Genomic DNA, 22,337 nt, shown 5'->3' with positions numbered 1-22,337 from the left:
GCCCAGATGCGCAGAACTCTCGTGCTCGTCCTGATCGCCGCGTGTCTCGTCCTGCCCGGCCGGTCCGCGGCGGCGGCCGGTGTCACGATCGACCTGTGCGCCTCGGCGGGCACGTTGCCGCTGCCCGGTTCGGTCTTCGCGAACATCTGGGGCTTCTCCGCGGCCGCTCCCGGAGGTTCCTGCGCGGACGCGAAACCGTCCCTGCCGGGGCCTGTGATCTCGGTCGACGAGGGCGACGACGTCTCCCTGGTCGTGCACAACGGCCTGACGGTGCCGGTCTCGCTCGAGGTGCCCGGGCTCTCCCTCGATCAGGGCGCGAGCGTCACCGCGGCCCCCGGCGCCACCGCGACCGCGACCTTCACCGCCTCCGCCCCGGGCACCTACCTCTACCAGGGGACGGAACGGCAGCTTCCGATGGGGCTGTACGGCGCGCTGATCGTGCGGTCCGCCGTGGCGGGCAGGGCCTACGCCCCGGCTGCGACCGCCTACGACCGGCAGGAGGTGCTGGTGCTCTCGGCGATCGACCCGGTGTTCAACGCCTCGCCCGCGACCGCGGACCTCTACCGGTACGCGCCGAAGTACTGGCTGATCAACGGTAAGGCCTATCCGGGCACCGACCCCGTCCACGGTGGCCCCCCGGGCACAACCGTGCTGCTGCGCTACCTCAACGCCGGGTTCGACAACACCTCGATGCGTCTGCTCGGCCTCTACGAGCGGGTGGTCGCCCGGGACGCGCGCCCGCTCGGCAACCCGTTCGAGGCCACCGCGGAGACCATCCCGGCGGGCGGCACCGAGGACGCCGTCGTGACCATCCCGCCCTCGGGGAGCAGGTTCGCGCTCTACAACCGTCAGCTCCACCTGACCAACGGCGCGGCCTCGCCCGGCGGGATGCTGACCTTCATCGAGGTGCCGTGAGCCGCTGGGCGCGCCTGAGGGCGCCGGTCGCGCTCGGCCTCGCCGCCGTGGTGGGGATCGGCGGGACGGCGGTGGCCTTCGCCATGCGCCCCTCCGCCGCCTCCCCGCCCGCCACCCGGCCCGCCAGGGAGGTCGCCTCGCCCGCCGCCGAGGCCGCCGTCCCGTCCACCGCGGGACCGGCCTTCGACCGTCCGGTGATCCCCGCGGGCCTGCTCGCCGACCGGGCCGGGATCCGGCTCGTGCGGGTCTCGGCGAGTGGGGCGGGCGGGCTGCTCGACGTGAGGTTCCAGGTCGTCGACCCGGGCAAGGCGCAGGCCGTGCACCAGGCGCGTACCCCGCCCCTCGTCGTCGATGAGGACTCGGGGCTGGTGATCAGGCAGCTCTACATGGGCCACGCGCACACCGGGGAGCTGAAGCCCGCCGTCACCTACTACCTGGTCTTCGAGAACTCCGGCAACTGGGTGCGTCCGGGAAGCAAGGTCACCGTTCTGCTGGGCGACGCGCAGGTGCGGCATGTCACCGTGTCGTGAGGGCCGTGATGGTGCGGCCCCCCGCGCCCCGCGTCTGACGGACGTTCTGCGCGGGGCGGCGCTGCGTGCCGGACCCCGCTTGGCGGCGTCGCTCAGCTGCGCGGTCCTCGCCGTCGTCTGGCTGGCCGCTCCCGCCTCGGCGCACGGCGTCCTCGTCGGCTCGGATCCGGCGGGAGGGGCCGTCCTGGCGCGGGCCCCGCGCGTCGCCACACTGACGTTCAACGAGACGGTCGTGCCGGGGCTCAGCTACGCCCGGCTCGTCGAGCGTTCCGGCCGCGTCGTGGAAGGCGCCGTCTCCGCCGCGACCGGGGCCAGGCTCACCCTCCGGCTCCCCGAGCTTCCCACCGGCGCGTACGGCATCGCCTGGCGGGTCCTCACCAAGGGGGACGGCCACCGGACCGAAGGCCTGGTGGCGTTCGCCGTCGGCTCCCCGCCCGCCACGCCGGCCCCGGCCGCCCCCGGGGACGCGGAGAACTCCTCCGCCGCCCTTACCTCGGACGTCCCCGGGAACTCCTCCGCCTTCACGTCGGGCGTCCCCGGGAACCGGGCCGGGACCCCCACTCCCGGCATGGAGGACCGGGCCACGGCCCGTGGCTGGGCGCGCCTGTGCCTGCTCGCCGGGCTGGCCGCGATCATGGCGCTCCTGCGCCGCGTCCTCGTGTCGAGGCCGCGCCTCCCCGGGCTGGTCGTGGCCGGTCACGACCCCGTGGCGGTCTCGGTCGCCTGCGCGGGAGCCGTGCTCCTGCTCGGGGCCGCGCTGCTCGCGCGCGGCGGGTCACAGCCGACGCCGCCCGCCTCGTCCGTACGGCCCGTGCCATCGCCGCCGCCCGCCGTCCCGGTGACGGCGACCCGAGGCGCGGTCATGCACGATCTGGTCGTCGCCGTCTCGGTCACCCCGAACCGGCCGGGAGTGAACGGCTTCACCGTTACGGCCGCCAGCTCACGCCGTCCCCCGCCCGCGCCGATCGACGCCGTCGTACTGGAGTCGCCCGCGGGCGGTACGCCGCTGCGGCAGCTCGAGCCCGGCCGTTACGTGGGTACCGGTGAGCTGGGAGCGGCGGCCTCGACCCGGCTGACGGTGGTCGTCCTGCGAGGGGGGAAACGGTTCGAGGTCCCCATCGCCTGGAGCGTGGGATGAGGTGGAAGGGCGCGGTCGCGGGTCTCGCCGTGGCGGTCGCGGCGGCCACGGGCCAGGCGGGAGCCGTACGGCCCGAGCCCATGATCCGGGCCATCGTGGTGCTCGACGACCAGGTGGACCCGGGCTCGGTGCGGGAGCCCGACCACGACCTGCGGCGGGCGGCTCTGGAGCGGGAACTGCGGGCCCGGGCGAGCGCGGGCCAGCGGGAACTCCTCGAACTCCTGCGGGCCCTGCGGTCCAGAGGGCTCGTCTCCGCCGTGCGCCCGCTCTGGATCGTCAACGCGGTCGCCGTCACCGCCGCGCCCTCCGCGCTGCCTGAGCTGGCCGCCCTGCCCGAGGTCGGCGAGATTCGCCCCGACCTCGCCGTCCCGGCGCCTCGTCTCGTGAAGTCGGCGGGACAGGCCGAGCCCAACCTCGCGCTCGTCAACGCCCCCGGCCTGTGGAGCCTCGGGCATCGGGGACGCGGGGTGGTCGTGGCGAGCCTGGACACCGGCGTCGACGTCACCCACCCCGACCTCGCGAGCCGCTACCGAGGGGGCGCGAACAGCTGGTACGACCCGAACGGAGAGCACCCGGGCGGCCCCGTCGACGTCAGCGGCCACGGCACCGCGACCATGGGCATCATGGTCGGCGGGGACGCGGGGGGCACTGCCGTCGGCGTCGCGCCGGACGCGACGTGGATCGCGGCGAAGATCTTCAACGACCGGGGCGTGGCCACCTTGAGCGGTGTCCATCTGGCCATGCAATGGTTGCTCGACCCCGACGGCGACCCGGAGACCGACGACGCGCCCGACGTGGTGAACAACTCGTGGACGGGCGGAGAGGGCGGGTGCGACCTCGAGTTCCAGCCCGACCTCGGGGCCCTGCGCGCGGTGGGGATCCTGCCGGTCTTCGCCGCGGGGAACCAGGGGCCCCTGGCGGGTTCGGTCCGTTCTCCCGCGGACAACCCGGAGGCGTTCACGGTCGGCGCGACCGATGCCGCGGACGCCGTCGACCCGTCGAGCGGCCGGGGGCCCTCCGCGTGCGCGGGCGCGATCGCGCCCCGCATGGTCGCGCCCGGCGTCGACGTCAGGACCACCGACCTGTACGGGCTCTACACCACCGCCTCCGGCACTTCTCTCGCCGCGCCGCACGTCGCGGGGGCTCTCGCGCTGCTCCTCGGCGCCTACCCGGGCCTGGACGCCGGGCGTCAGGAGGCGGCGTTGCTGCACGGGGCGCTCGACCTTGGGGTGCCCGGCCAGGACGACGAGAGCGGGTACGGGCGGCTCGACGTCCTGGCCGCCCACCGATGGCTGGCGACCGCACCGGACTTCACCGTGGCCGCGACCCCCGGATCGCGTCTCGTGACCACGGGCGGCGGCACGGCCCGCTACACCGTCACGGTCGGCGCCATGAACGGGTTCGCCGGGCCGGTGGCCTTCTCGGTCTGGGGTCTCCCGCCCGGGGCCGACGCGACCTGGGAACCTCCGGAGGTCACGGGGGCGGGCGGCTCACGGCTGACGGTCTCCATCCCGGGAGGGACGGCGCCCGGCGCCTACCCGCTCACGATCTCCGGCAGCGACGGCCCGCTCACCCACTCGGTCCAGGTCACCCTCGTGGTGGGCGCGGGCGACTTCGCCCTCACCGTGAGCCCGCCCGTCCTGTCGGCCGCGCGCGGCGGATCGGCCGTCTCGACCGTTTCCCTACCGGTCTCAGGGGGGTTCGCCGGGAACGTGACGCTCAAGGTCACCGGCCTTCCCATGGGGACCATGGTAAGCCTCTCACCGAACCCGGCGGGCGCGCCGGGAACCTCCAGGCTGACCGTCCGCACCACCTCCTCGACCCCGCGCGGAACCTTCGCCCTCCGGATCACCGGAACACACGGCCCGCTCACCCATGGCGTCGCGATCTCCCTGGCCGTGCGTTAGCCGTACTCTGCGAGCACGCGCCCGCATCGCGCCCGCGCGGACGCGTGTCCGAGGCCAGGCCCGGCCACGTGTTCGGCATGGCACGAGGGAGCATCTCCGGTCCGCCTGCCGGGGCACCGGGGAGGCGGGTCAGTAGATGACCGGTACGTCAACGGAGACGGACGTCGGGCCGGGTAGGGGCCCACCGCCGCCGGGGCCGGGAGGGCCGGGTTCGATCACCACCGTGGCGCGCACCGTGGATCCGCAGGTCACGGTCGCAGTGGTGCCCTCGACCGTGAAGGAGTCATTCCAGATGCTCAGCGCCCGGCTCCTCGAACCGAGGAAGGCGCCGCCGACGATCTCCCCGGAAACGGTCGCGCGGACGTTCCTGGGGACACCGGGAGGTTCCGAGATGCCGAGGGCGCCGACAGTCCCGTAGATCCGTACCCGGTTGCGGGTGACGTCGACGCACGCCCTGACTTTCAGGCCCTGGATCGGGCCGGTGACGCTGCACGTCGTCGTCGGCGTGACGGCGGCGGCCGAGGCCGGGGGAGCCGAAGCGGACAAAGTGGCGGAGGCGGTGGTGGCCATGGAGGAGGCGACCTTGGGGGGCGAGGCGGAGGCGCCCGTGGTGGGCGTGCCCGTCACGGCCGTGATCCCGGTCAGCAGGGCGAAACCGCACCCGGCGATCTGGTTCATCGAATTCCTCCGGTGGGCTCACGGGCACACGGCCGGTGGGCTCACGGCACCCGGTCTCGGTCCGGGCTGTCCGCGATTGACGATCCGTCACATGTCACGTGACCTACTGGTGATCTTCGCGGGAACCGGTGGGTAACCGTGCGAGACACGCCGGACCGTCTGCCCTGCCGTTGTCGGCCGTCCTCCTTGACCCACGTCGCGCGGTCGAACGTGCCCGAATACGACCTCGACCTCGGGGTCGCCGACTATGTCGGCTGGCTCCGTGCGGGGCACCCGCGTTAGCGGGAACCGGCGTCGCGCCCCACGGATGTCGTCGCCTTGCTCGACGCGGCCGGTGAAGTCGGCGATGTCGGTGAAGATAGTGGATCACCCGCCGGTTTTGTGGGGTGTCGCGGACTGGTTTCTCCTGATTACCCTGACGGCGGCGCCGTATTTCACTTTATGGAGTTGTGCGGACAGTAAATCGGGTGAGGAGATCGCGCGCATATTCAACAAAGGACTGGAAACGGCCCGAGGCCGGTGACGGATCTACCGAGGGAAGCGACGCGTTATCGGATCATCGAACTGGAAGTCGTCGGAGAGAGCGTTCACCAGTGACCAGGCCCAGAGGCCACCGCGAAGCAGCACACAAAGGGCGGGCTCACGGTTCGGGAGCGCCTCGACGCCCTTTTTTGACAGAGGTTCCTTCGCCGAGGTCGAGGCGTTCTGCAGGCACAGGGCGACCCGTTTCCGGCTGGAGCGCCGCCGCCCGCGCACCGACGGCGTCGTGGCGGGCTCGGGGCGTGTTTTCGGGCGCGACGTGATGGTCTACGCGCACGACTTCCGGATATTCGGAGGCACGTTCGGAGAGGCGCATGCCGAGAAAATCCACAAGGTCATGGACCTGGCCGAGGCGGTGGGCGTTCCTTTGGTGGTTTGAACAACGGTGTCGACGTGAATCCGGGAGGGCGTGATAGCGCCGGTCGGTTACGGTGGGATATTTCAGCTTGATGTTCGACTTTCCGTAGTTATTTCGCGGATAAGTGTGATGCCCGGCCCGCGCGTAGGCGGGCCGAGCGGGCGACCTCGTCCGCGGTGCCCGGAGCGGCCAGGCGCGCGGAGCCCCCGTGCCTGGCCGACGCGCACGGTGCGATGGGGGAAGGGCTCGCCGTACCCCGCGGCGCAGTGAGGGGGCCTGGCCACGGTGGCCACGGTGGCGATGAGGGGAGGTCCGCCTGGGAGTGGGCCTGGGGATGGTAGTGCAGGCCCCCCTGTCAAGAGCGGTGCCGTCGTGACTGACCGCAGGCGCCTGGCGGGGGAGAGTCGTGAGTGTCATCCCATCTCGTCCCGGAAGGCGGATCCCATGAACTCAGCTCTGCGGGTGGTCGCGGTCCCCACGGTCGACGCGCCGCTGGAGAGGCTCACGCCGGCTGAGCGGGCGGTCTTCGTGCTCAAGGAGGCCTTCTCCTACGATTACCGTGAGATCGCCGAGGTCCTTGATCTGTCCGAGGCCGGTTGCAGGCAGCTTCACCGCCGGGGCAGAGAGCGCGTCGGCGGGCCCTGCGCGTTCGAGGAGTCCGGCACGCGCAGGCGATGGATCGCCGACAGCTTCATGTTGGCCGCGACGGAGGGCGACCTGGCCGAGGTGAAGCGGATCCTCGCCCGCGACGTGGTCGCGTGGGCCGACGGCGGCGAGGTGGTCACCCCCTTGACCGGCAGGCGTGAGGTCGCCCGCTACGCCGTGAGCGTGCTCGGCAGGTTCGGCGACGCGGCCGAGACACGGCACACCGAGGCGAACGGACAGACGGCCCTCGTCGTGCGCGTCGACGGGAGACTCGCGGGAGTCATCGTGATGGAGATCGTCGAGGACCGCGTCACCGGGCTCTGGTCCGTGCTCAATCCCACCAGGCTGGCCGACGTCACGCGGGAGCTTCCCGGTGCCGGGTGAGCGCTCTCTCGTTTGGCCCGGCAAGACATGCACAGTCTTGGGAGCCTGTGAAATCGCTATTGGATTTTCACTAAAAAGATAGGGTTTTTTCCTATCATCGCCGCATGGACATGGAAATGCGCCATCTTCGGGTTATCCATGCGATCGCCGAGCACGGCAGTATCTCCAAGGCAGCCTCCTCCCTCGGACTGTCACAGCCCGCGCTGGCCGGTCAGCTGCAGCGCATCGAGCGCATGCTCGGCGGACGCCTGTTCGAGCGGGCCCACGAGGGCAGCCGCCCGACAGCGCTCGGCGGATGGATCCTGGAGCGCTCCGGCTCGCTGCTTCACGCCTTCGGCACGTTGCAGCGGGACGCGCGCCACTATGTCGAACGGGGCACGGGCAAGGCTCTCGTGCGGGTGGGCTGCGCACCGATGTCACTGGCGGGGTATGTCAGCAACTGCATGTACGACCTGGTGCCCGGCGTCGACTTCACCATCCGCACCGAGGACTCCATGGACACCCTGCACTCCTTCATGGAGGCGGGCAGGCTCGAGCTGGCCGTCCTGGGCGACTATCCGGGCTACGAGCTGATACCGCCCCCCGGCGTGGTGTACGAGATCCCCGTGATCGAGCCGATCTTCGTGGGGCTCGCGGAGTCCCACCCGCTGGCCCATCGCGAGGAGATCGACCTGGCGGATCTGGCCGAAGAGGACTGGGCGATGCCCCCACAGGTGGAGATGGGCCATCGGGAGCACTTCTGGGACGCCTGCAGGAGGCACGGCTTCGCGCCGAGATTGACTTTCTCTGTCAGCCCAGCCCTGGCCTACGACCTGATCAGGGCGGGCAGGTGCGTGGGAATGTTCCAGGCGATCTACCAGCCGCATCCCGGGATCGCGGTCCGCCCGCTGGTGGGCACCCCGATGCTGTTCCGCTACATCATCGCCTGGACCAGGCACGGCCCGCTGGCCGAGAGCGTGGTCTCCCTGATCAGCAGCGCGATCCGCAGGTACTGGAGTGAGGCGTTGAAGATCCCGGTCTACGCGTCCTGGCTCGAACGACACGGACAGCCGCTGCACTTTCCACCGTGATCACCCCATAGCAGTGCGCTATGGAGAGCTGGAGGGTTCCTGACAGGACTCAGTAATGGCACCTTTGGTCCAGCCCTGGCCGGCCACGGCTCCTTTAGTCCCTTCCCCCCAGGGGACTTGTGAGAGGAGTCATCCAGAGTGAGATCCAAGCTCAAAACAGGCGCCGTCGCCCTACTGGCGACAGCTGCACTGGCGGCCTCGACGCTCGCGAACGCGCCTGGCGCCTACGCGGAGAAGGCCGCGGCACCGGCTAAACCCACCCCCGTGGGAGCCGCGGCGAAGCTCGAACGGGCCTTCACCCCACCGAACACCGAAGGCCGCAAGCGTGCGGTCGCCACCGCGGACAAGGCGCTGGTATCGGAGTCCAAGGCGCTGCGCAAGACCTCGCAGGACGAGTTCAAGCTGGCGAAGACCATAGACGGCGCCCATGGCCTGCAGTACCTGACCTACGCCCGCACCTACCGCGGGCTGCCGGTCTACGGCGGCGACGTGATCGTGACCACCGACCGCGCCGGCGAGCAGCTCGGCCAGGTCGCCTCAGGACAGCGCGCGGAGATCAAGGTCGGCGTCACCGCCAAGGTCAAGGCCTCTGCCGCGGCGGCCACCGCCCGCGCGAGGCTTCCCAAGGTGGAGAGCGTCGGCACCCCGACCCTGCTGGTGCACGCCGCCGGCACCCAGCCGAAGCTGGCATGGGAGGTCGTCGTCACCGGCGCCACCGAGAAGGCGCCCAGCATCCTGCACGTTTTCGTCGACGCCCTCAACGGCTCTGTGCTGGACTCCTACGACCAGGTTCACGCCGGTACGGGCAACAGCTTCTACAACGGCAACCCGGTCACCATCCAGACCTCGGGGTCCGGCAGCTCGTACACCATGCGGGACACCACCCGCTCCGGCCTGTCGTGTGGTGGCCAGAACGGCTCGCCGTACACCAAGAGCACCGACTCCTGGGGCACCGGCCAGGGCACCAACCTCGAGACCGCCTGTGTCGACGCCCTGTACGCGGCGCAGACCGAGTGGAACATGCTCAAGGACTGGCTGGGCCGCAACGGCTTCAACGGCCGCGGCGCCGCGTTCCCGATCCGCGTCGGCCTCAACGACGTCAACGCCTTCTGGAACAGCTCGTACACCAACTTCGGTCACAACCAGGCCAACAACCAGCAGGCCACCCCGATGGACGTGGTCGGCCACGAGTTCGGTCACGCCATCTTCGAGTACTCGGGCAGTGACGGCGGCAGCGGCAACGAGACCGGCGGCCTGAACGAGTCCACCGGCGACATCTTCGGCGCCCTCACCGAGGCCTACGCCAACAACCCCAACGACCCGCCGGACTACAGCGTCGGTGAAGAGGTCAACCTCACCGGCAACGGCCCGATCCGCTACATGTACGACCCCTCCAAGGTCAGCGACCCGAACTGCTACACCTCCTCGATCCCCAACACCGAGGTGCACAAGGCGGCGGGCCCGCAGAACCACTGGTTCTACCTGCTGGCCGAGGGCACCAACCCCGGTGGCGGCAAGCCGACCAGCCCGGTCTGCTCCGGCTCGTCGAGCCTGACCGGCATCGGTATCCAGAAGGCCGGTCAGATCTTCCTGTCCGGGCTGCAGACCAAGACCTCCCCGTGGACCCACGCCAAGGCGCGCGCGGCCACGGTGGCGGCGGCCAAGCAGCTGTTCCCCAACAGCTGCGTGGAGTGGAACGCGGTCAGGGCCGCCTGGAGCGCCGTCAGCGTTTCCGCGGGCAGCGGTGAGGGCACCTGCACCGCGCAGCCGCCCGGCAACGACTTCTCCGTCTCCCTCGACCCCGCCTCCGGCAGCGTCCAGGCAGGCCAGTCGGCGACCTCGACCGTCAGGACCGCGGTGACGGCCGGCAGTGCCCAGTCCATCACGCTGCGGGCCAGTGGCCTGCCGTCGGGGGCGAACGCCTCCTTCAGCCCGGCGACCATCACCGCGGGCCAGACCGCGACGCTGAGCATCACGACCTCGTCGACCACGCCGAACAGCACCTCGTCGGTCACGGTCACCGCGGACGGCGCCGACGTCGACAAGACCGCGACGTACACGCTGACCGTCGGTGGAGGCGGGCCCGGTACCGTCGATCCGCCGGACATCAGCGTCGCGAACGTCAAGGCGCACCTGCAGCAGCTGCAGACCATCGCCACCAACAACGGTGGTACCCGCAGGTCCACCGGCGCCGGCTACACCCAGTCGGTCAGCTACATCGAGCAGAAGCTGACCGCGGCGGGTTACACCGTCAGCCGCCAGAGCTGCACCTCCGGCTGCACCGGCGGTGCCGGTCCCAACCTGATCGCCGACTGGCCGGGCGGTGACGCCAACCAGGTCATCATGTCCGGTGCCCACCTCGACAGCGTCGCGGCCGGGCCCGGCATCAACGACAACGGCTCGGGCTCAGCCACCCTGCTCGAGGTCGCGCTGACCCTGGCCGACAAGAAGCCCACCATGACCAAGCACGTGCGCTTCGGCTGGTGGACCGACGAGGAGCAGGGCCTCAACGGCTCGAAGTTCTACGTCAGCTCGCTCAGCTCAACCGAGCGCTCCAAGATCAAGGCCTACTACAACTACGACATGGTGGCCTCGACCAACGCGGGCTACTTCATCAACAACATCAACACCGCCGCGGCCACCGACCTCAAGGCGTTCTACACCAAGCTGAACCTGCAGCCGGAGGAGAACGTCGAGGGCGCCAACCGCTCCGACGACGCCTCCTTCCGCAACGCGGGCATCCCCACCTCCGGTGTGGCGGCGGGCGCAAGCGCCACCAAGACCTCGGCGCAGGCCACCAAGTGGGGCGGCCAGTCGGGCAGGGCGTACGACTCCTGCTACCACTCCGCCTGTGACACCACCAGCAACATCAACGACACCGTCCTCGACCGGGCCGCCGACGCCGCCGCGTACGCGATCTGGAAGGGCGCGGTCGGCGGTGACACCCCGCCCCCGACCAATGACTACTCGGTCTCGGTCAACCCGTCCACGGCCACGGTCCAGCCCGGCGGCTCGGCAACGGCGACGCTGAGCACCCAGACCACCTCGGGCAACGCCCAGTCGGTCTCGTTCAGCGCCAGCGGTGTCCCCTCAGGCGCGACGGTGGACTTCAGCCCGGCCACCATCACCAGCGGCCAGAGCTCCTCGGTCAGCGTCTCCACCACCGCCGGAATCCAGCCGGGCACCTACAACATCAGCCTCAACGGCACGGGCACGAGCGCCAACCGCTCGGCGGCCTTCACCCTCACCGTCGGCGGGTCCGGCGGCGGGCGCACCTTCACCAACGACACGCCCTTCGAGATCAACGACGGCTACCAGGACTCCACCGACATTGACGTCAACCTCGACGGAGCCCCCGGCAGCACGTTCACGGTCACGGCCGACATCCAGCACACCTGCTCGCAGGACCTGCGTCTCACCCTGGTCCAGCCGAACGGGACGTCCCGGGTGCTGAAGTACGAGGCCTACGAGGAGTGCACGGAGTACAACGGGCCGGTCAGCTTCACGGTGAACAACACCGGCCGCCTCGGCAACGGCACCTGGTCGCTCGTCGTCGGCGACTACTTCCAGGGAGACACGGGAGTGGTCAACTCCTGGAGTCTCGACTTCTGACGGCACGCCCACCGAACTCAACGAACGGAGAACATCGAACGGAGCACGCGGTGGTGGCCCGGACCCTCTGGTCCGGGCCACTGCCCGTTTCGCCCTCCGGCCGGACCGCTCGCCTTCCGGCCTGGTCACCCCATCCGGCCCGCTGCCTCGTCCCCGCTGGGACATCCACGGCGCCGCCTACGGTGAGCGGTGGCATCGGCCTGCCCGGAGCCGGGGAACGGCGCGGGACCCGGTGAACGTCCCGGTCACCGCGTTATTCTGGGACGCTCGGGAGGTCCGAGATGCTGTCCAGCCACGCCCGGTGCAGGCCCGCGAAGCGGCCCGCGCCCTCGATGAGCCGCTGCGGAGGACCGTCCTCGACGATCCCGCCGCGGTCCATCACGAGCACCCGGTCCGCGATCTCGACGGTCGAGAGCCGGTGCGCGATGATCAGGGCGGTCCGGTCGGCGAGAATCGTGCGCATCGCCCGCTGTACCAGCCGCTCGCCGGGCACGTCCAGGCTCGAGGTCGCCTCGTCGAGGATCAGCACCGTGGGGTCGGCGAGGAAGGCCCGGGCGAACGCCACCAGCTGCCGCTGTCCCGCCGACAGTCTGCCGCCGTGCTTGCCGACCTGCGTCTCGTAGCCTTCGGGAAGTGTGGAGACGAAGTCGTGGGCACCGATGGCCCTGGCGGCCTCGACGACCTCGGCCATGGTCGCGCCGGGCCTGCCGAACCTGATGTTGTCGGCGACCGAGCCGGTGAACAGGAAGTTCTCCTGCGTCACCAGGACCACCGCGGCGCGCAGTGGCTCCTCCCCGAGGTCGCGCAGATCGACCCCGTCCAGCAGCACACGCCCCGCGACCGGGTCGTAGAACCTGGCGACCAGCTTCGCCAGGGTGGTCTTCCCGGCCCCCGTCGTGCCGACCAGTGCCACGCTCTGCCCCGCCGGGATCGTCAGGTCCATCCTGGGCAGCACGGGGGTGCCGTCCAGGTAGGAGAACTCGACCGCCTCGAACCTGACCTGGCCGCGTGGCCGCTCCAGTGCCACGGGATGACGCGGTTCCGCCACGGCGGGCGTCTCCTCAAGCACACCGGAGAGTTTCTCCAGTGCCGCGCTCGCCGACTGGAAGGTGTTGTAGAACTGGCTGATCTCCTGCATCGGCTCGTAGAACTGGCGTAGATAGAGCAGGAACGCGGCGAGCACGCCGACCGTGACGCCGCCGCCGACGGCCAGCCACCCGCCGTAGAGCAGGACCGCCGCGATCGTGACGTTCCCGATCAGCTTGACACCCGGCGTGAAGATCGCGACCAGGCGCATGCCCTGGACGTTGGCGTCCCGGTAGTCGGCGTTGAGCTGAGAGAAGATCTCCTGGTTGCGCGGTTGCCTGCGGAAGGCCTGGACCGCCCGTATGCCGGTCATCGACTCCACGAAGTGGACGATCAGCAGCGCCACGGTCTCCCGGGTCCTGCGGTAGGTGATGCTCGACTGCCGCCGGAACCAGCGGGTGAACAGCAGCAGGACGGGCAGCGGGAGCAGGGCGACCAGGCCCAGTTTCACGTCCAGGACGAGCAGCAGGACCGCGGTGCCGGTCAGCGTCAGCACCGCGGTGACGAGCCCGTCGAAACCCGACTGCAGCATCTCGGAGATGGCCTCGATGTCCGAGGTGAGCCGGGAGACGACCCGTCCGGAGGTGTAGTCGTCGTGGAAGGACAGCGACAGCCTCTGGAAGTGGGTGAAGACCCGCCGCCGTAGCTCCAGCAGGACGTCCTGGCCGACGCGGCCCGTCCTTTTGAGAAACACCTGACGGGTTGCCGCCTGGATTGCCGCCGCCGCCAGCACCGCCACGACCACCGTGACCAGCGTGCCCGGTCCCTGGCCCGAGGCCATCGGCGGGATGCCGTCGTCGATGCCCACCTTGATCAGGAAGGGGATGGCGAGTGAGGCTCCGTTGCAGATCACTATGACCGCGACGAGCAGGACGATCTCCCTGCGATACGGCCGCAGCAGGTCGGCGAGCAGCCGTCTCGACCGAGCGCGGAGCAGGAACGACACCTGCTCGGACAGCTCGTCCTGGTTCTCCGCGGCGACGCCGCGCCAGCTTCGCGTTTCCGTCCCGCTCATCGCAGCGCCTCCCGCTCGTCCAGGTCGGCGGCCAGCAGCGCGCGATACTCCGGTACGGTCGCCATCAGCTCGTGGTGCGGGCCGATGTGGGCGACCGTGCCGTCAAGCAGCAGGGCCACCCTGTCGGCGAGCAGTACGGTCGAGGCCCGGTGCGCGACGACGATCCCGGTCGCGTCCCGCAGCACGTGCCTGAGCGCCTCCTCGACCAGGGCCTCGGTCTCGACGTCCAGGGCGGACAGGGTGTCGTCGAGGACCAGGATCTTCGGCCTGGCGAGGACGGCGCGGGCCAGGGCGAGGCGCTGGCGCTGGCCGCCGGACAGTGACATCCCTTGTTCGCCGATCCTGGTCTCCAGGCCCCACGGCAGATCGTGGACGAACCCGGCCTGGGCGATCTCGAGGGCCGCCTCCATCTCCTCCTCCGTGGCGTCGTGCCGCCCCAGCGTCAGGTTCTCCCTGACGCTCATCGAGAACAGTGTGGGCTCCTCGAAGGCCGTGGCGACCATCGTGCGGAGCGCGGACAGCGACAGCTCCCGCACGTCGTGGCCGTCGACGGTGATCCGGCCTGCGGTGACGTCGTGGAGGCGGGGGACGAGGGAGGTCAGCGTGGTCTTGCCCGAGCCCGTGGCACCGACGACGGCGACCGTCTCACCGGGACGCACCTCCAGCCAGACGTCGTGGAGCACCGGCTCGGCCGCACCGGGAAACCGGAACCCCACACCCTCGAAGCGCAGGTGCCCGCGAGGCCGCTCGATCACCCCCGTGCCGCCGACGATCTCCGGTTCGGTGTCGAGCACCTCCATTACGCGGTCTGCCGCGGTCATCGCCTCCTGGCCCATCACCAGGATGAAACCGAGCGCCGAGATGGGCCACACCAGCTGCAGCATCAGGGTGGTGAAGGCCACCAGCGTGCCCAGTGTCAGCAGTCCCGAGCCGACCGCGAGCGCGCCGAGCAGCAGCACGATGGCGAGGGTGACGTTGGGAACCACCTCGAGGAAGGTGAAGAAGCGCGCCGAGAGGCGTACCTTCTCCATCGAGGTCCGGTAGACCTTCCGCGCCCCCTCCTCGAAGACGCCGAAGACGTGTGGGCCCCGGCCGAAGGCCTTGATCGTGCGGATGCCGACGGCGGACTCCTCGACCACGGTGGCGAGGTCGCCCTGCTGGTCCTGCACCTGGCGCGAGACCTCGATGTACCCCCGCTCGAAACGCAGCGAGGTGAGCGTGATGGGCAACGCCGACGCGGCGACCAGCAGGCCGAGCGGCCAGTACATGTTCAGCAGCAGGCCGGTCACCGTCACGATCTGGATGCTGATCAGGACGAGGAAGAGCATGCCGAAGCCGAGGAAGCGCCGGATCGCGGACAGGTCGGTCGTCGCGCGGGACAGCAGCTGCCCGGACTGCCAGGCGCCGTGGAAGCTCATCGGCAGCCGCTGGAGGTGTTCGTAGAGGTCGTCACGGATCCTGGTCTCCAGGCCGAGGACGGCCTCGGACAGCAGCCACCTGCGTATCAGGACCAGCAGCGCCTCGATCACGCCGAGCGCCAGGGCGAGCAGGGAGAGGGGGAGCAGGGCGCTGGTTTCGCCGCGGGCGACGGGGCCGTCGATGATCTCTCTGCCGATCAGCGGGATGACGATGCCGATCCCGACTCCGGCGAGGGCGGGCAACCAGATGAGGGCCAGCTGGGTCGCGTAGGGGCGTAGGTAGGACTTCATGCGCCACAGGGAGTTCGTCCTGGCGCGTCGCGGGCGGGGGGTCGGAGGCTGAAGGGTACCGGGTTCTCGCTCGGGGGCGACGGTATCGGGGGGCATCAGCAGGCAGCACGCTCCTCACGGTCTTCAGTTGAGATGGCCATCACTCCAGGTGAAGGCCCGACAAGGCTAAAACCCCCGTCAAACGGTTTTTCGCGGTGCGGGCCCGTGAACGCTCAGCCGGCTCGGTGTCCCCCGTCCGGCGTGCGGTGACCATCAGAGTGTCCGCGGCCTCCGGGGCTCCGGCAACTGTCCCGGAAGTGGGCCTCCCCTGCCATCAAGGCCACACGAGCCGTGGACCGCCCTCTCCCATCGCCTTTCCCCCGTCCACTCGAGCCCTCTCCCATGGCCTCCGGCTCGCCCGGCCTCACCGTCTCCGTCCGTCCTCTGTACTCCGGCCCCTCGCCGCTTCGCCCTCTCCACCCGGAGGTGGAGATCGCCTGTCTCCACCCCTGCTCCGATCCGGGCCGCGGACGCCGTCCCTACCGTCTGAGCCATGGAATCGACGCAGATCGCTATCGCCACCGTCGCCATCGTCGTCTTCGTCGTCTACCGCCAGATGGTGACGCGGCCGACCGCCAAGCGTGGCATCCTCATCTTCGCCCTCGTCCTGGTGGCGGCCGGTTTGGGGAGCGGCGGTGTCCTCGACTTTCATCCCTCTGTCCTCAGCGTGGTCGTGGTCGCCGCCGAGGTGGTCACGGCCATCGCCTTCGGCGCCCTGCGCGCCTCCACCGTGCGGGTATGGCGGGACGAGGCCGGGGTCACGTGGTCCAAGGGCACCGGATGGACAATGCTGGCCTGGCTGTTCTCGTTCACCGCCCGCCTCGTCCTGTTCGCCGTGGGAAACGCCCTCGGTCTCGCCTTCAGGCCCACCGCCGCCCTGATCTTCGCGGGCCTTACCGTCGCGACACAGGCCCTCCTGGTCGCCTACCGGGGCCGGCTCCTGTCCGCCACGGTAGGGCAGGTAGGGCAGAAGGAGTACTCATGGCCGCTGACCTGACAGGCGGTAGCGTCGTAGCGTGACGACGGAGCGCCAGGAGAACACGATCATCCCCATTGTCCTGCGGGCTGGGGTGATCGTGCTGTTCCTGATCGCGCAGGCCAGGTCGAGGCCCGGCTTCGGCCTGACGGGAGAGGGGCTCGTGGTCACTCTCCTCGCCGTCGCCGTCGCGGGCTTGCTGGCCGTCGCGATCCTGCCCTCGGGGGACAGCCAGTCACCTCCGGTCCCGCTCATCGGGGTTCCCGTCAAGGTCGTCGCCCTCGGCCTCGCCGTCGTGCTCTCCATCGGCCTGGACACGATCGTCAACGACGGCCCGGCCGTCGCCGTGCTGCTCTTCTGCGTCGGGACCGCCGCCGTCAGACATCCCTTCCAGTACTCGCTGCCGATCGGGCTGCTCGCACTGGCGGGGCCGATCACGGCCGGGATGGTGACCGGCGACATGGACCGGGACCTCGGCCTGGCGTTCAGCCTCTGCCTGGTCTTCATGATCGCCTACACGATCAGGCAGCGCAGGGCCGTCAGGAGCGCCGAGGAGCGCGAGGCGGTGCTGGCCGAGCGCGCCCGCATCGCCAGGGAGATTCACGACATCCTCGCCCACTCCCTGTCCGCGCAGATCGTGCATCTGGAGGGCGCCAGGCTGCTGCTGCGCGCCGACCGGCAGGAGGAGGCGCTCGACCGGGTCGAACGCGCCAGGGACCTGGCGAAGAACGGCCTCGAGGAGGCGCGCAGAGCCGTGTCCGCCCTGCGGGAGGACCTGCCGCCGCTGCCCGCCGCGCTGAGAAGGCTGGCGGAGGAGTTCCACGCGGCCACGGGGAAGGAGTGCACGCTCCTGCTGTCGGGCCACGAGCGCCGGCTGCCGCCTGAGGCCGAGCTGGCGGTGATCCGTACCGCCCAGGAGGCCATCACCAATGTGCGACGGCACGCCCCCGGCTCCGCCGCGACCGTACGGCTCGGCTTCCACGGCGGCTCCTGCGAGCTGGAGGTCACCAACCCCGCCGGGCGTTCGCCGGGCACGCCCGGGGGAGGATACGGGATCGTGGGCATGCGAGAACGGGCCGAACTCCTCGGCGGGACCCTGGAGGCCGGCGAGAACGACGAGGTCTTCATGATCCGCCTGCGGGTGCCGTCGTGACCGCCCGGGTGCTGGTGGTCGACGACCAGGCCGTGGTCCGCGACGGGCTGGTCCTGCTGCTCGGCCTGCTGCCCGGCATCGAGGTGGTCGGCTCGGCCGGTGACGGGGAGGCCGCGCTGCGGCTGGTCGCCGAGCGGCGCCCCGACGTGGTGCTGATGGACCTGCGGATGCCGAGGGTCGACGGGGTCGAGGCCACCCGCAGGATCCGCGCCGGGTTTCCGGAGACCCAGGTCGTGGTCCTGACCACCTACTCGGACGACGAGTCGGTCTTCGCCGCGCTGCGGGCCGGAGCCCGCGGTTTCCTCACCAAGAGCGCCGACGCCGAGGAGATCGCCAGAGCGGTCGCGGCGGTCATGAACGGCGACGCCCAGCTCGACCCCAGCGTGCAGCGTCGCCTTCTCAACACGGTGACCGGCCACCAGGAGCCGCGGGAGACCGCCGGGCCCGCGTCACCTCCGGCGGCGGCCCCCGGGGAGCCGACGGGGCAGGCGGGCCGTCCGCGGTCGCCGAGGACGGCCCGCCCCGCGCCGGGAGCGGGCTCTCCGCGCTCCCGGGACGTGCCTGCCCCTTCTCCGCCAGACGGCCTGACCCCACGCGAGGCCGAGGTGCTGCGCCTCATCGCCAGAGGACTGTCGAACGCCGAGATCGCCACGGTCCTCTTCATCAGCGAGGCCACCGTCAAGACGCACATCAACAACCTCTTCGCCAAGGCGCGCCTGCGCGACCGCGTCCACGCCGTCACCTACGCCTACCGCCACGGCCTGGCCGAGCCGGAGACGGGCTGGGAGGCGGACCGGGGAACGGGCCCCGATCCGGCTCCCTGAGCTCCCTGGGCCCGTCCGCTCCGTGACCGGGCCGGGCCGTCAGATGCCGGGGCCCGGGATCGGGATCAGGTCGGGGCCGACGATGTGGCCCTGGTGGTGGTCGGGGGCGTTCTGGTCGTGCCGGAAGTGCCCGGCGTACCAGACGACGACGTTGGTGCCGCCGACGTCCTCGCCGTTGACGAACCGGTCGAGCGCCACCTGGTTGTTCTCGCCCGGGTTGCCGTCGTAGAGCTCGCTGGCCCGGTGGCGCAGGAACCACAGGTCGGCGATGCCGTAGGCGTCGGCGGTGTTGTCGTGCTCACCCGGCACGATCCGGTGGCCCCTGCCGCTGGACTTGTCGGTGACCTGCCAGAAACGGGCGGGCTTGCGCCGCTTCCTGGAGACCTCGCGCACGATCGGCGTCGGCTTGGGACCCGCCGGGGTGTCGTCGAACTGCTCGATCAGGTCGTTGGCCGACCCTTCGACGTCGAAGTCGAAGCGCCAGTAGACGTGGTGGCGGTGACGCATGCACGTGCGCGGGTTGCGGACTCCCGCGAAGCCGAAACGCGGCTTGATCACGCCGTCCTCGGCCAGGCGCCACTCGGAGACGTAGCGGTACCAGCCCGCCGAGATCTCGCTGACGATGCGCAGCTCGCCGTCGGCGTAGTGGAGGGCGACTCCCTGGAAGTTGCCCGCGTCGTTGTCCGGACGCTCCAGGATCGTCTTTGGCGACCGGTCGCAGATCCGCCAGCCCCAGCCGACCGGGTCGGTTCCGACGGCGGAGAAACGCGTCTCCTGGTTCTGCCAGTCGCGGAAGGTGACGCCGTCCTCCTCGTACTGGACGTTGAGGATCGGCACGTGCGCCTGGCGCAGCACCAGCCTGCCCCGGTAGCGGACGTCACGCAGCTCGACCCCTGATCCGTCTCCGGGGTTCTGCGGCGCGGAGGCGCGGGGCCGTACCACGACGAGGTTCCACAGCTCGGTCCCCTCGTCGACGACACGCAGCCGTACCGCGTCCGGGCCGCCCCGGTCACGCAGGCTCTCCACCCCCTCGGGCAGGTGCGACTCGCAGTCGCCGGGGTGCAGGGCCGCGGTGACCCCGGCGGGAGACCAGTCGACGGTGCCCGCCGCGACGTCGACGGCGACGATGCGGTGCCTGTTGTCGTCGCCGGGGGAGTAGACACCGAGGGTCGGGCGGCGGACGGTGGTGCCGTCAGGCCTCTCCAGGTCGGCCAGTGGCGGCATCGGCTGGTAGATCACCACGTCGCCGCCCGCGGGGAAGCGCTCGTCGGCGCGCAGGATCGCCGCCGCCGCCCGCAGTTCCTCCGGGCGGGGGTTGGGCCGGTAGGCGCTCGGCAGGACCCGCGCCTCCTCGGGCCGGTCGATCGTGCCGCGCAGTTCGACACCCCGGTTGGAGACCGGGTCGAAGACGTTCGCCCTGAACTCGGCGTCCTCGCCCGGCTCGTGACCCAGCGCGACCGCCTCGCCCAGGATGAGCTGGTCGGCGTCGGTGTGCTCCAGATGGGTGAGTACGGCAGGATGCGCCCCCGCTACCTGCCGTACCTGATCGGCGGACAGCCCCGCTCTGCCGATCGCCTCAATGATCACTTGTGCGGTCATGACGATCTCCCCGTTGTGAGATTCGATGATCGCCGCCATCCCCGAACTTCTGCGGCGTCCCCTGTTCTGACTGATGTGACGCGGGAAATACCGGAAAAGTTGACCGTGCGATGGGATTTGTGAAGCCGGATTTGGCGGGATATTTCTGGCCACACGTTCCGGCCCGTATCGGTGGGCCGGAGGGCCGGACGTAGGGAACGCGTCAATAAACGGTGCGATGGCGTATGGAACCCATCAAGACGCGCAAAAACCCATAAACCTCACGTTTTGCTTATAGCAAGGCCTCCGTCCGGCGGCCGGAAACGCGTGTGCTCATCAAGGAGTGGGGATGGCCGACGTCATCTTCGTCGCCCTGACGATCGCGGTCTTCGCGATCCTCGGGCTTGTCGTCAGGGCGGTGGAACGGCTGTGAGCGCCGTCAACGCCATCGGTCTCGTCATGGTCATCGGCCTGGTGGTCTTCGTGGTCGCCGCCCTGCTGTTCCCGGAGCGCTTCTGATGTCACCGACCGTCGCGGGGATCGTGTTCATCGGATCCCTCGTTCTCGCCCTGGCCGTCACCTACCGGCCGCTGGGCGACTACATGTACCGGGTCTACACCGGCACGAAGCACTCCCGCGCCGAGCGGGTGATCTACCGGCTGGTCGGGGTACGCCCGGAGGCCGAGCAGCGCTGGAGCGTCTACGCCCGCAGCGTGCTGGCCTTCTCCGGGGTCTCGGTCCTGTTCCTGTACGGCCTGCAACGCCTGCAGGACAAGTTGTTCCTCAGCCTGGGCATGCCCCCGGTCACCGACCACATCGCCTGGAACACCGCGGTCAGTTTCGTCACCAACACCAACTGGCAGGCCTACTCCGGCGAGTCGACCATGGGCCACCTGGTGCAGATGGCCGGCCTGGCGGTGCAGAACTTCGTCTCGGCCGCGGTCGGCATGGCGGTGGCCATCGCGCTGGTGCGCGGCTTTGCCCGCAGGCAGAGCGAGGAACTGGGCAACTTCTGGGTCGACCTGGTCCGCGGCACGGTCCGGATCCTGCTGCCGATCGCCTTCGTCGGCGCGCTCGTCCTGGTCGCGGGCGGCCTGGTGCAGAACTTCGCGGCGCCGCACGAGGTGGCCACCCTGACCGGCGGCACCCAGGCGATCACCGGCGGCCCGGTGGCCAGCCAGGAGATCATCAAGGAGCTGGGCACCAACGGCGGCGGTTTCTACAACGCCAACTCCGCCCACCCGTTCGAGAACGCCACGAGCTGGACCAACTGGGTGGAGATCTTCGCGATCCTGCTGATCCCGTTCGCGCTGCCGCGCACCTTCGGCCGCATGGTCGGCGACAACCGGCAGGGCTACGCGATCGCCGCGATCATGGCGACGATCGCCGTCGTCAGCGTCTGCGTGCTGACCGGCCTCGAACTCGCGCACCACGGCACCGTGCCGCAGGCCGTCGGCGCCTCGCTTGAGGGCAAGGAGACGCGGTTCGGGGTGGCCAACTCCGCGACCTTCGGCGCCGCCACGACGCTGACCTCGACCGGCGCGGTGAACTCCTTCCACGACTCCTACACCGCGCTCGGCGGCATGATCACGATGTTCAACATGATGCTCGGCGAGGTCGCGCCGGGCGGCGTGGGCTCGGGCCTGTACGGCATGCTGGTGCTGGCGGTGATCACGGTGTTCGTCGCCGGACTGATGGTCGGCCGGACCCCCGAATACCTGGGCAAGAAGATCGGCTCACGCGAGATCAAGCTCGCCTCGATGTACTTCCTGGTCACCCCGGTGCTGGTGCTCGTCGGAACGGCGCTGGCGATGGGCTCGGCCGAGCAGCGCTCCAGCATGCTCAACAGCGGCCCGCACGGCCTGTCGGAGGTGCTGTACGCCTTCACCAGCGCCTCCAACAACAACGGCTCGGCGTTCGGTGGCCTGACCGTCAACACCCCGTGGTACGACACCGCGCTCGGCCTGTGCATGGCCTTCGGCCGGTTCCTGCCGATCGTGTTCGTGCTGGCGCTGGCCGGTTCGCTGGCCCGGCAGGCTCCGGTCCCGGCCTCGGCCGGAACGCTGCCCACTCACCGGCCGCAGTTCGTCGGCATGGTCGTCGGCGTGACGATCATCCTGGTTGCGCTGACCTTCCTCCCCGCCCTGGCGCTCGGGCCGCTCGCAGAAGGAATCCGTTGA

Annotated in this window: 17 protein-coding genes; 13 read left to right on the top strand and 4 right to left on the bottom strand. The window is 70.3% G+C overall.

From position 1 onward, the window contains the following. Positions 1 to 6 precede the first annotated feature (6 nt). From AB0395_RS08730 to AB0395_RS08715, 4 genes are all read left to right on the top strand, one after another. Entirely contained in the window at positions 7 to 915 is a 909-nt protein-coding gene (locus AB0395_RS08730) for a multicopper oxidase domain-containing protein (RefSeq protein WP_366278371.1), read from the top strand. Further along, entirely contained in the window at positions 912 to 1,445 is a 534-nt protein-coding gene (locus AB0395_RS08725; protein WP_366278369.1) for a hypothetical protein, read from the top strand. The genes AB0395_RS08730 and AB0395_RS08725 overlap by 4 nt, the downstream gene beginning before the upstream one ends. A gap of 79 nt (positions 1,446 to 1,524) precedes the next feature. Further along, on the top strand, positions 1,525 to 2,583 hold the full coding sequence (locus AB0395_RS08720; protein ID WP_366278368.1) for a copper resistance CopC family protein: 1,059 nt from the start codon (positions 1,525 to 1,527) through the stop codon (positions 2,581 to 2,583). Further along, positions 2,580 to 4,490: a S8 family serine peptidase gene (locus AB0395_RS08715; RefSeq protein ID WP_366278366.1), complete on the top strand. Its 1,911-nt coding sequence runs from the start codon at positions 2,580 to 2,582 to the stop codon at positions 4,488 to 4,490. Before AB0395_RS08720 ends, AB0395_RS08715 begins: the two co-directional genes overlap by 4 nt. Positions 4,491 to 4,619: 129 nt before the next feature. Here the strand turns inward: AB0395_RS08715 and AB0395_RS08710 are convergent, their stop codons facing one another. Next, positions 4,620 to 5,168, bottom strand: coding sequence for a hypothetical protein (locus AB0395_RS08710; RefSeq protein ID WP_366278365.1), 549 nt, complete (start codon positions 5,166 to 5,168; stop codon positions 4,620 to 4,622). A 526-nt stretch (positions 5,169 to 5,694) separates the two neighbouring features. On the opposite strand from AB0395_RS08710, the gene AB0395_RS08705 reads away from it, so the two are divergent. From AB0395_RS08705 to AB0395_RS08690, 4 genes are all read left to right on the top strand, one after another. Continuing rightward, complete coding sequence (locus tag AB0395_RS08705) at positions 5,695 to 6,087, top strand: carboxyl transferase domain-containing protein (protein WP_366278398.1); 393 nt, start codon at positions 5,695 to 5,697, stop codon at positions 6,085 to 6,087. Positions 6,088 to 6,510: 423 nt separating this feature from the next. Continuing rightward, the gene (locus AB0395_RS08700; RefSeq protein ID WP_366278363.1) at positions 6,511 to 7,095 is read left to right on the top strand and encodes a sigma factor-like helix-turn-helix DNA-binding protein; all 585 of its coding nucleotides are present in this window, start codon (positions 6,511 to 6,513) and stop codon (positions 7,093 to 7,095) included. 104 nt (positions 7,096 to 7,199) lie between these two features. Next, positions 7,200 to 8,165 (top strand): LysR family transcriptional regulator, encoded by a 966-nt coding sequence (locus AB0395_RS08695; protein ID WP_366278361.1) that lies wholly within the window; start codon positions 7,200 to 7,202, stop codon positions 8,163 to 8,165. Between the two features lie 138 nt (positions 8,166 to 8,303). Further along, positions 8,304 to 11,777 (top strand): M28 family peptidase, encoded by a 3,474-nt coding sequence (locus AB0395_RS08690; protein ID WP_366278360.1) that lies wholly within the window; start codon positions 8,304 to 8,306, stop codon positions 11,775 to 11,777. 253 nt (positions 11,778 to 12,030) lie between these two features. Here AB0395_RS08690 and AB0395_RS08685 read toward each other — a convergent pair whose 3' ends face one another. Both AB0395_RS08685 and AB0395_RS08680 read right to left on the bottom strand, forming a co-directional pair. Beyond that, a complete protein-coding gene (locus AB0395_RS08685) occupies positions 12,031 to 13,878 on the bottom strand; it encodes an ABC transporter ATP-binding protein (RefSeq protein ID WP_366278358.1) in 1,848 nt (615 codons plus the stop codon). Then, positions 13,875 to 15,587, bottom strand: coding sequence for an ABC transporter ATP-binding protein (locus tag AB0395_RS08680; protein ID WP_366278356.1), 1,713 nt, complete (start codon positions 15,585 to 15,587; stop codon positions 13,875 to 13,877). Before AB0395_RS08680 ends, AB0395_RS08685 begins: the two co-directional genes overlap by 4 nt. 532 nt (positions 15,588 to 16,119) lie before the next feature. Between AB0395_RS08680 and AB0395_RS08675 the strand changes: the two genes are divergently transcribed. From AB0395_RS08675 to AB0395_RS08665, 3 genes are read left to right on the top strand one after another with little or no spacing between them, the layout of a single operon-like run. Then, positions 16,120 to 16,623, top strand: a complete 504-nt coding sequence (locus AB0395_RS08675; protein WP_366278354.1) for a hypothetical protein — start codon at positions 16,120 to 16,122, stop codon at positions 16,621 to 16,623. Between the two features lie 19 nt (positions 16,624 to 16,642). Continuing rightward, positions 16,643 to 17,755, top strand: a complete 1,113-nt coding sequence (locus tag AB0395_RS08670) for a sensor histidine kinase (RefSeq protein WP_366278352.1) — start codon at positions 16,643 to 16,645, stop codon at positions 17,753 to 17,755. After that, positions 17,752 to 18,579 (top strand): response regulator transcription factor, encoded by an 828-nt coding sequence (locus tag AB0395_RS08665; protein WP_366278350.1) that lies wholly within the window; start codon positions 17,752 to 17,754, stop codon positions 18,577 to 18,579. The genes AB0395_RS08670 and AB0395_RS08665 overlap by 4 nt, the downstream gene beginning before the upstream one ends. Before the next feature lie 39 nt (positions 18,580 to 18,618). Here the strand turns inward: AB0395_RS08665 and AB0395_RS08660 are convergent, their stop codons facing one another. After that, positions 18,619 to 20,178, bottom strand: a complete 1,560-nt coding sequence (locus AB0395_RS08660) for a hypothetical protein (RefSeq protein ID WP_366278349.1) — start codon at positions 20,176 to 20,178, stop codon at positions 18,619 to 18,621. A gap of 408 nt (positions 20,179 to 20,586) precedes the next feature. On the opposite strand from AB0395_RS08660, the gene kdpF reads away from it, so the two are divergent. Beyond that, positions 20,587 to 20,676 carry a K(+)-transporting ATPase subunit F gene (gene kdpF / locus AB0395_RS08655; protein ID WP_366278348.1) on the top strand — a complete coding sequence of 30 codons (90 nt, stop codon included), beginning with the start codon at positions 20,587 to 20,589 and terminating at the stop codon, positions 20,674 to 20,676. Then, on the top strand, positions 20,676 to 22,337 hold the full coding sequence (kdpA, locus tag AB0395_RS08650) for a potassium-transporting ATPase subunit KdpA (protein ID WP_366278346.1): 1,662 nt from the start codon (positions 20,676 to 20,678) through the stop codon (positions 22,335 to 22,337). The genes kdpF and kdpA overlap by 1 nt, the downstream gene beginning before the upstream one ends.

This window comes from Streptosporangium sp. NPDC051023, assembly GCF_040689595.1.
Classification (GTDB): domain Bacteria; phylum Actinomycetota; class Actinomycetes; order Streptosporangiales; family Streptosporangiaceae; genus Streptosporangium.
This window is presented reverse-complemented; position numbering and strand designations above follow the sequence as displayed.

Coding starts and splice junctions, on each gene's coding strand:
- AB0395_RS08680 (WP_366278356.1), bottom strand. CDS start 15,587: ATGAAGTCCTACCTACGCCCCTACGCGACCCAGCTGGCCCTCATCTGG.
- AB0395_RS08675 (WP_366278354.1), top strand. CDS start 16,120: ATGGAATCGACGCAGATCGCTATCGCCACCGTCGCCATCGTCGTCTTC.
- AB0395_RS08730 (WP_366278371.1), top strand. CDS start 7: ATGCGCAGAACTCTCGTGCTCGTCCTGATCGCCGCGTGTCTCGTCCTG.
- kdpA (WP_366278346.1), top strand. CDS start 20,676: ATGTCACCGACCGTCGCGGGGATCGTGTTCATCGGATCCCTCGTTCTC.
- AB0395_RS08715 (WP_366278366.1), top strand. CDS start 2,580: ATGAGGTGGAAGGGCGCGGTCGCGGGTCTCGCCGTGGCGGTCGCGGCG.
- AB0395_RS08710 (WP_366278365.1), bottom strand. CDS start 5,168: ATGAACCAGATCGCCGGGTGCGGTTTCGCCCTGCTGACCGGGATCACG.
- AB0395_RS08700 (WP_366278363.1), top strand. CDS start 6,511: ATGAACTCAGCTCTGCGGGTGGTCGCGGTCCCCACGGTCGACGCGCCG.
- AB0395_RS08695 (WP_366278361.1), top strand. CDS start 7,200: ATGGACATGGAAATGCGCCATCTTCGGGTTATCCATGCGATCGCCGAG.
- AB0395_RS08660 (WP_366278349.1), bottom strand. CDS start 20,178: ATGACCGCACAAGTGATCATTGAGGCGATCGGCAGAGCGGGGCTGTCC.
- AB0395_RS08685 (WP_366278358.1), bottom strand. CDS start 13,878: ATGAGCGGGACGGAAACGCGAAGCTGGCGCGGCGTCGCCGCGGAGAAC.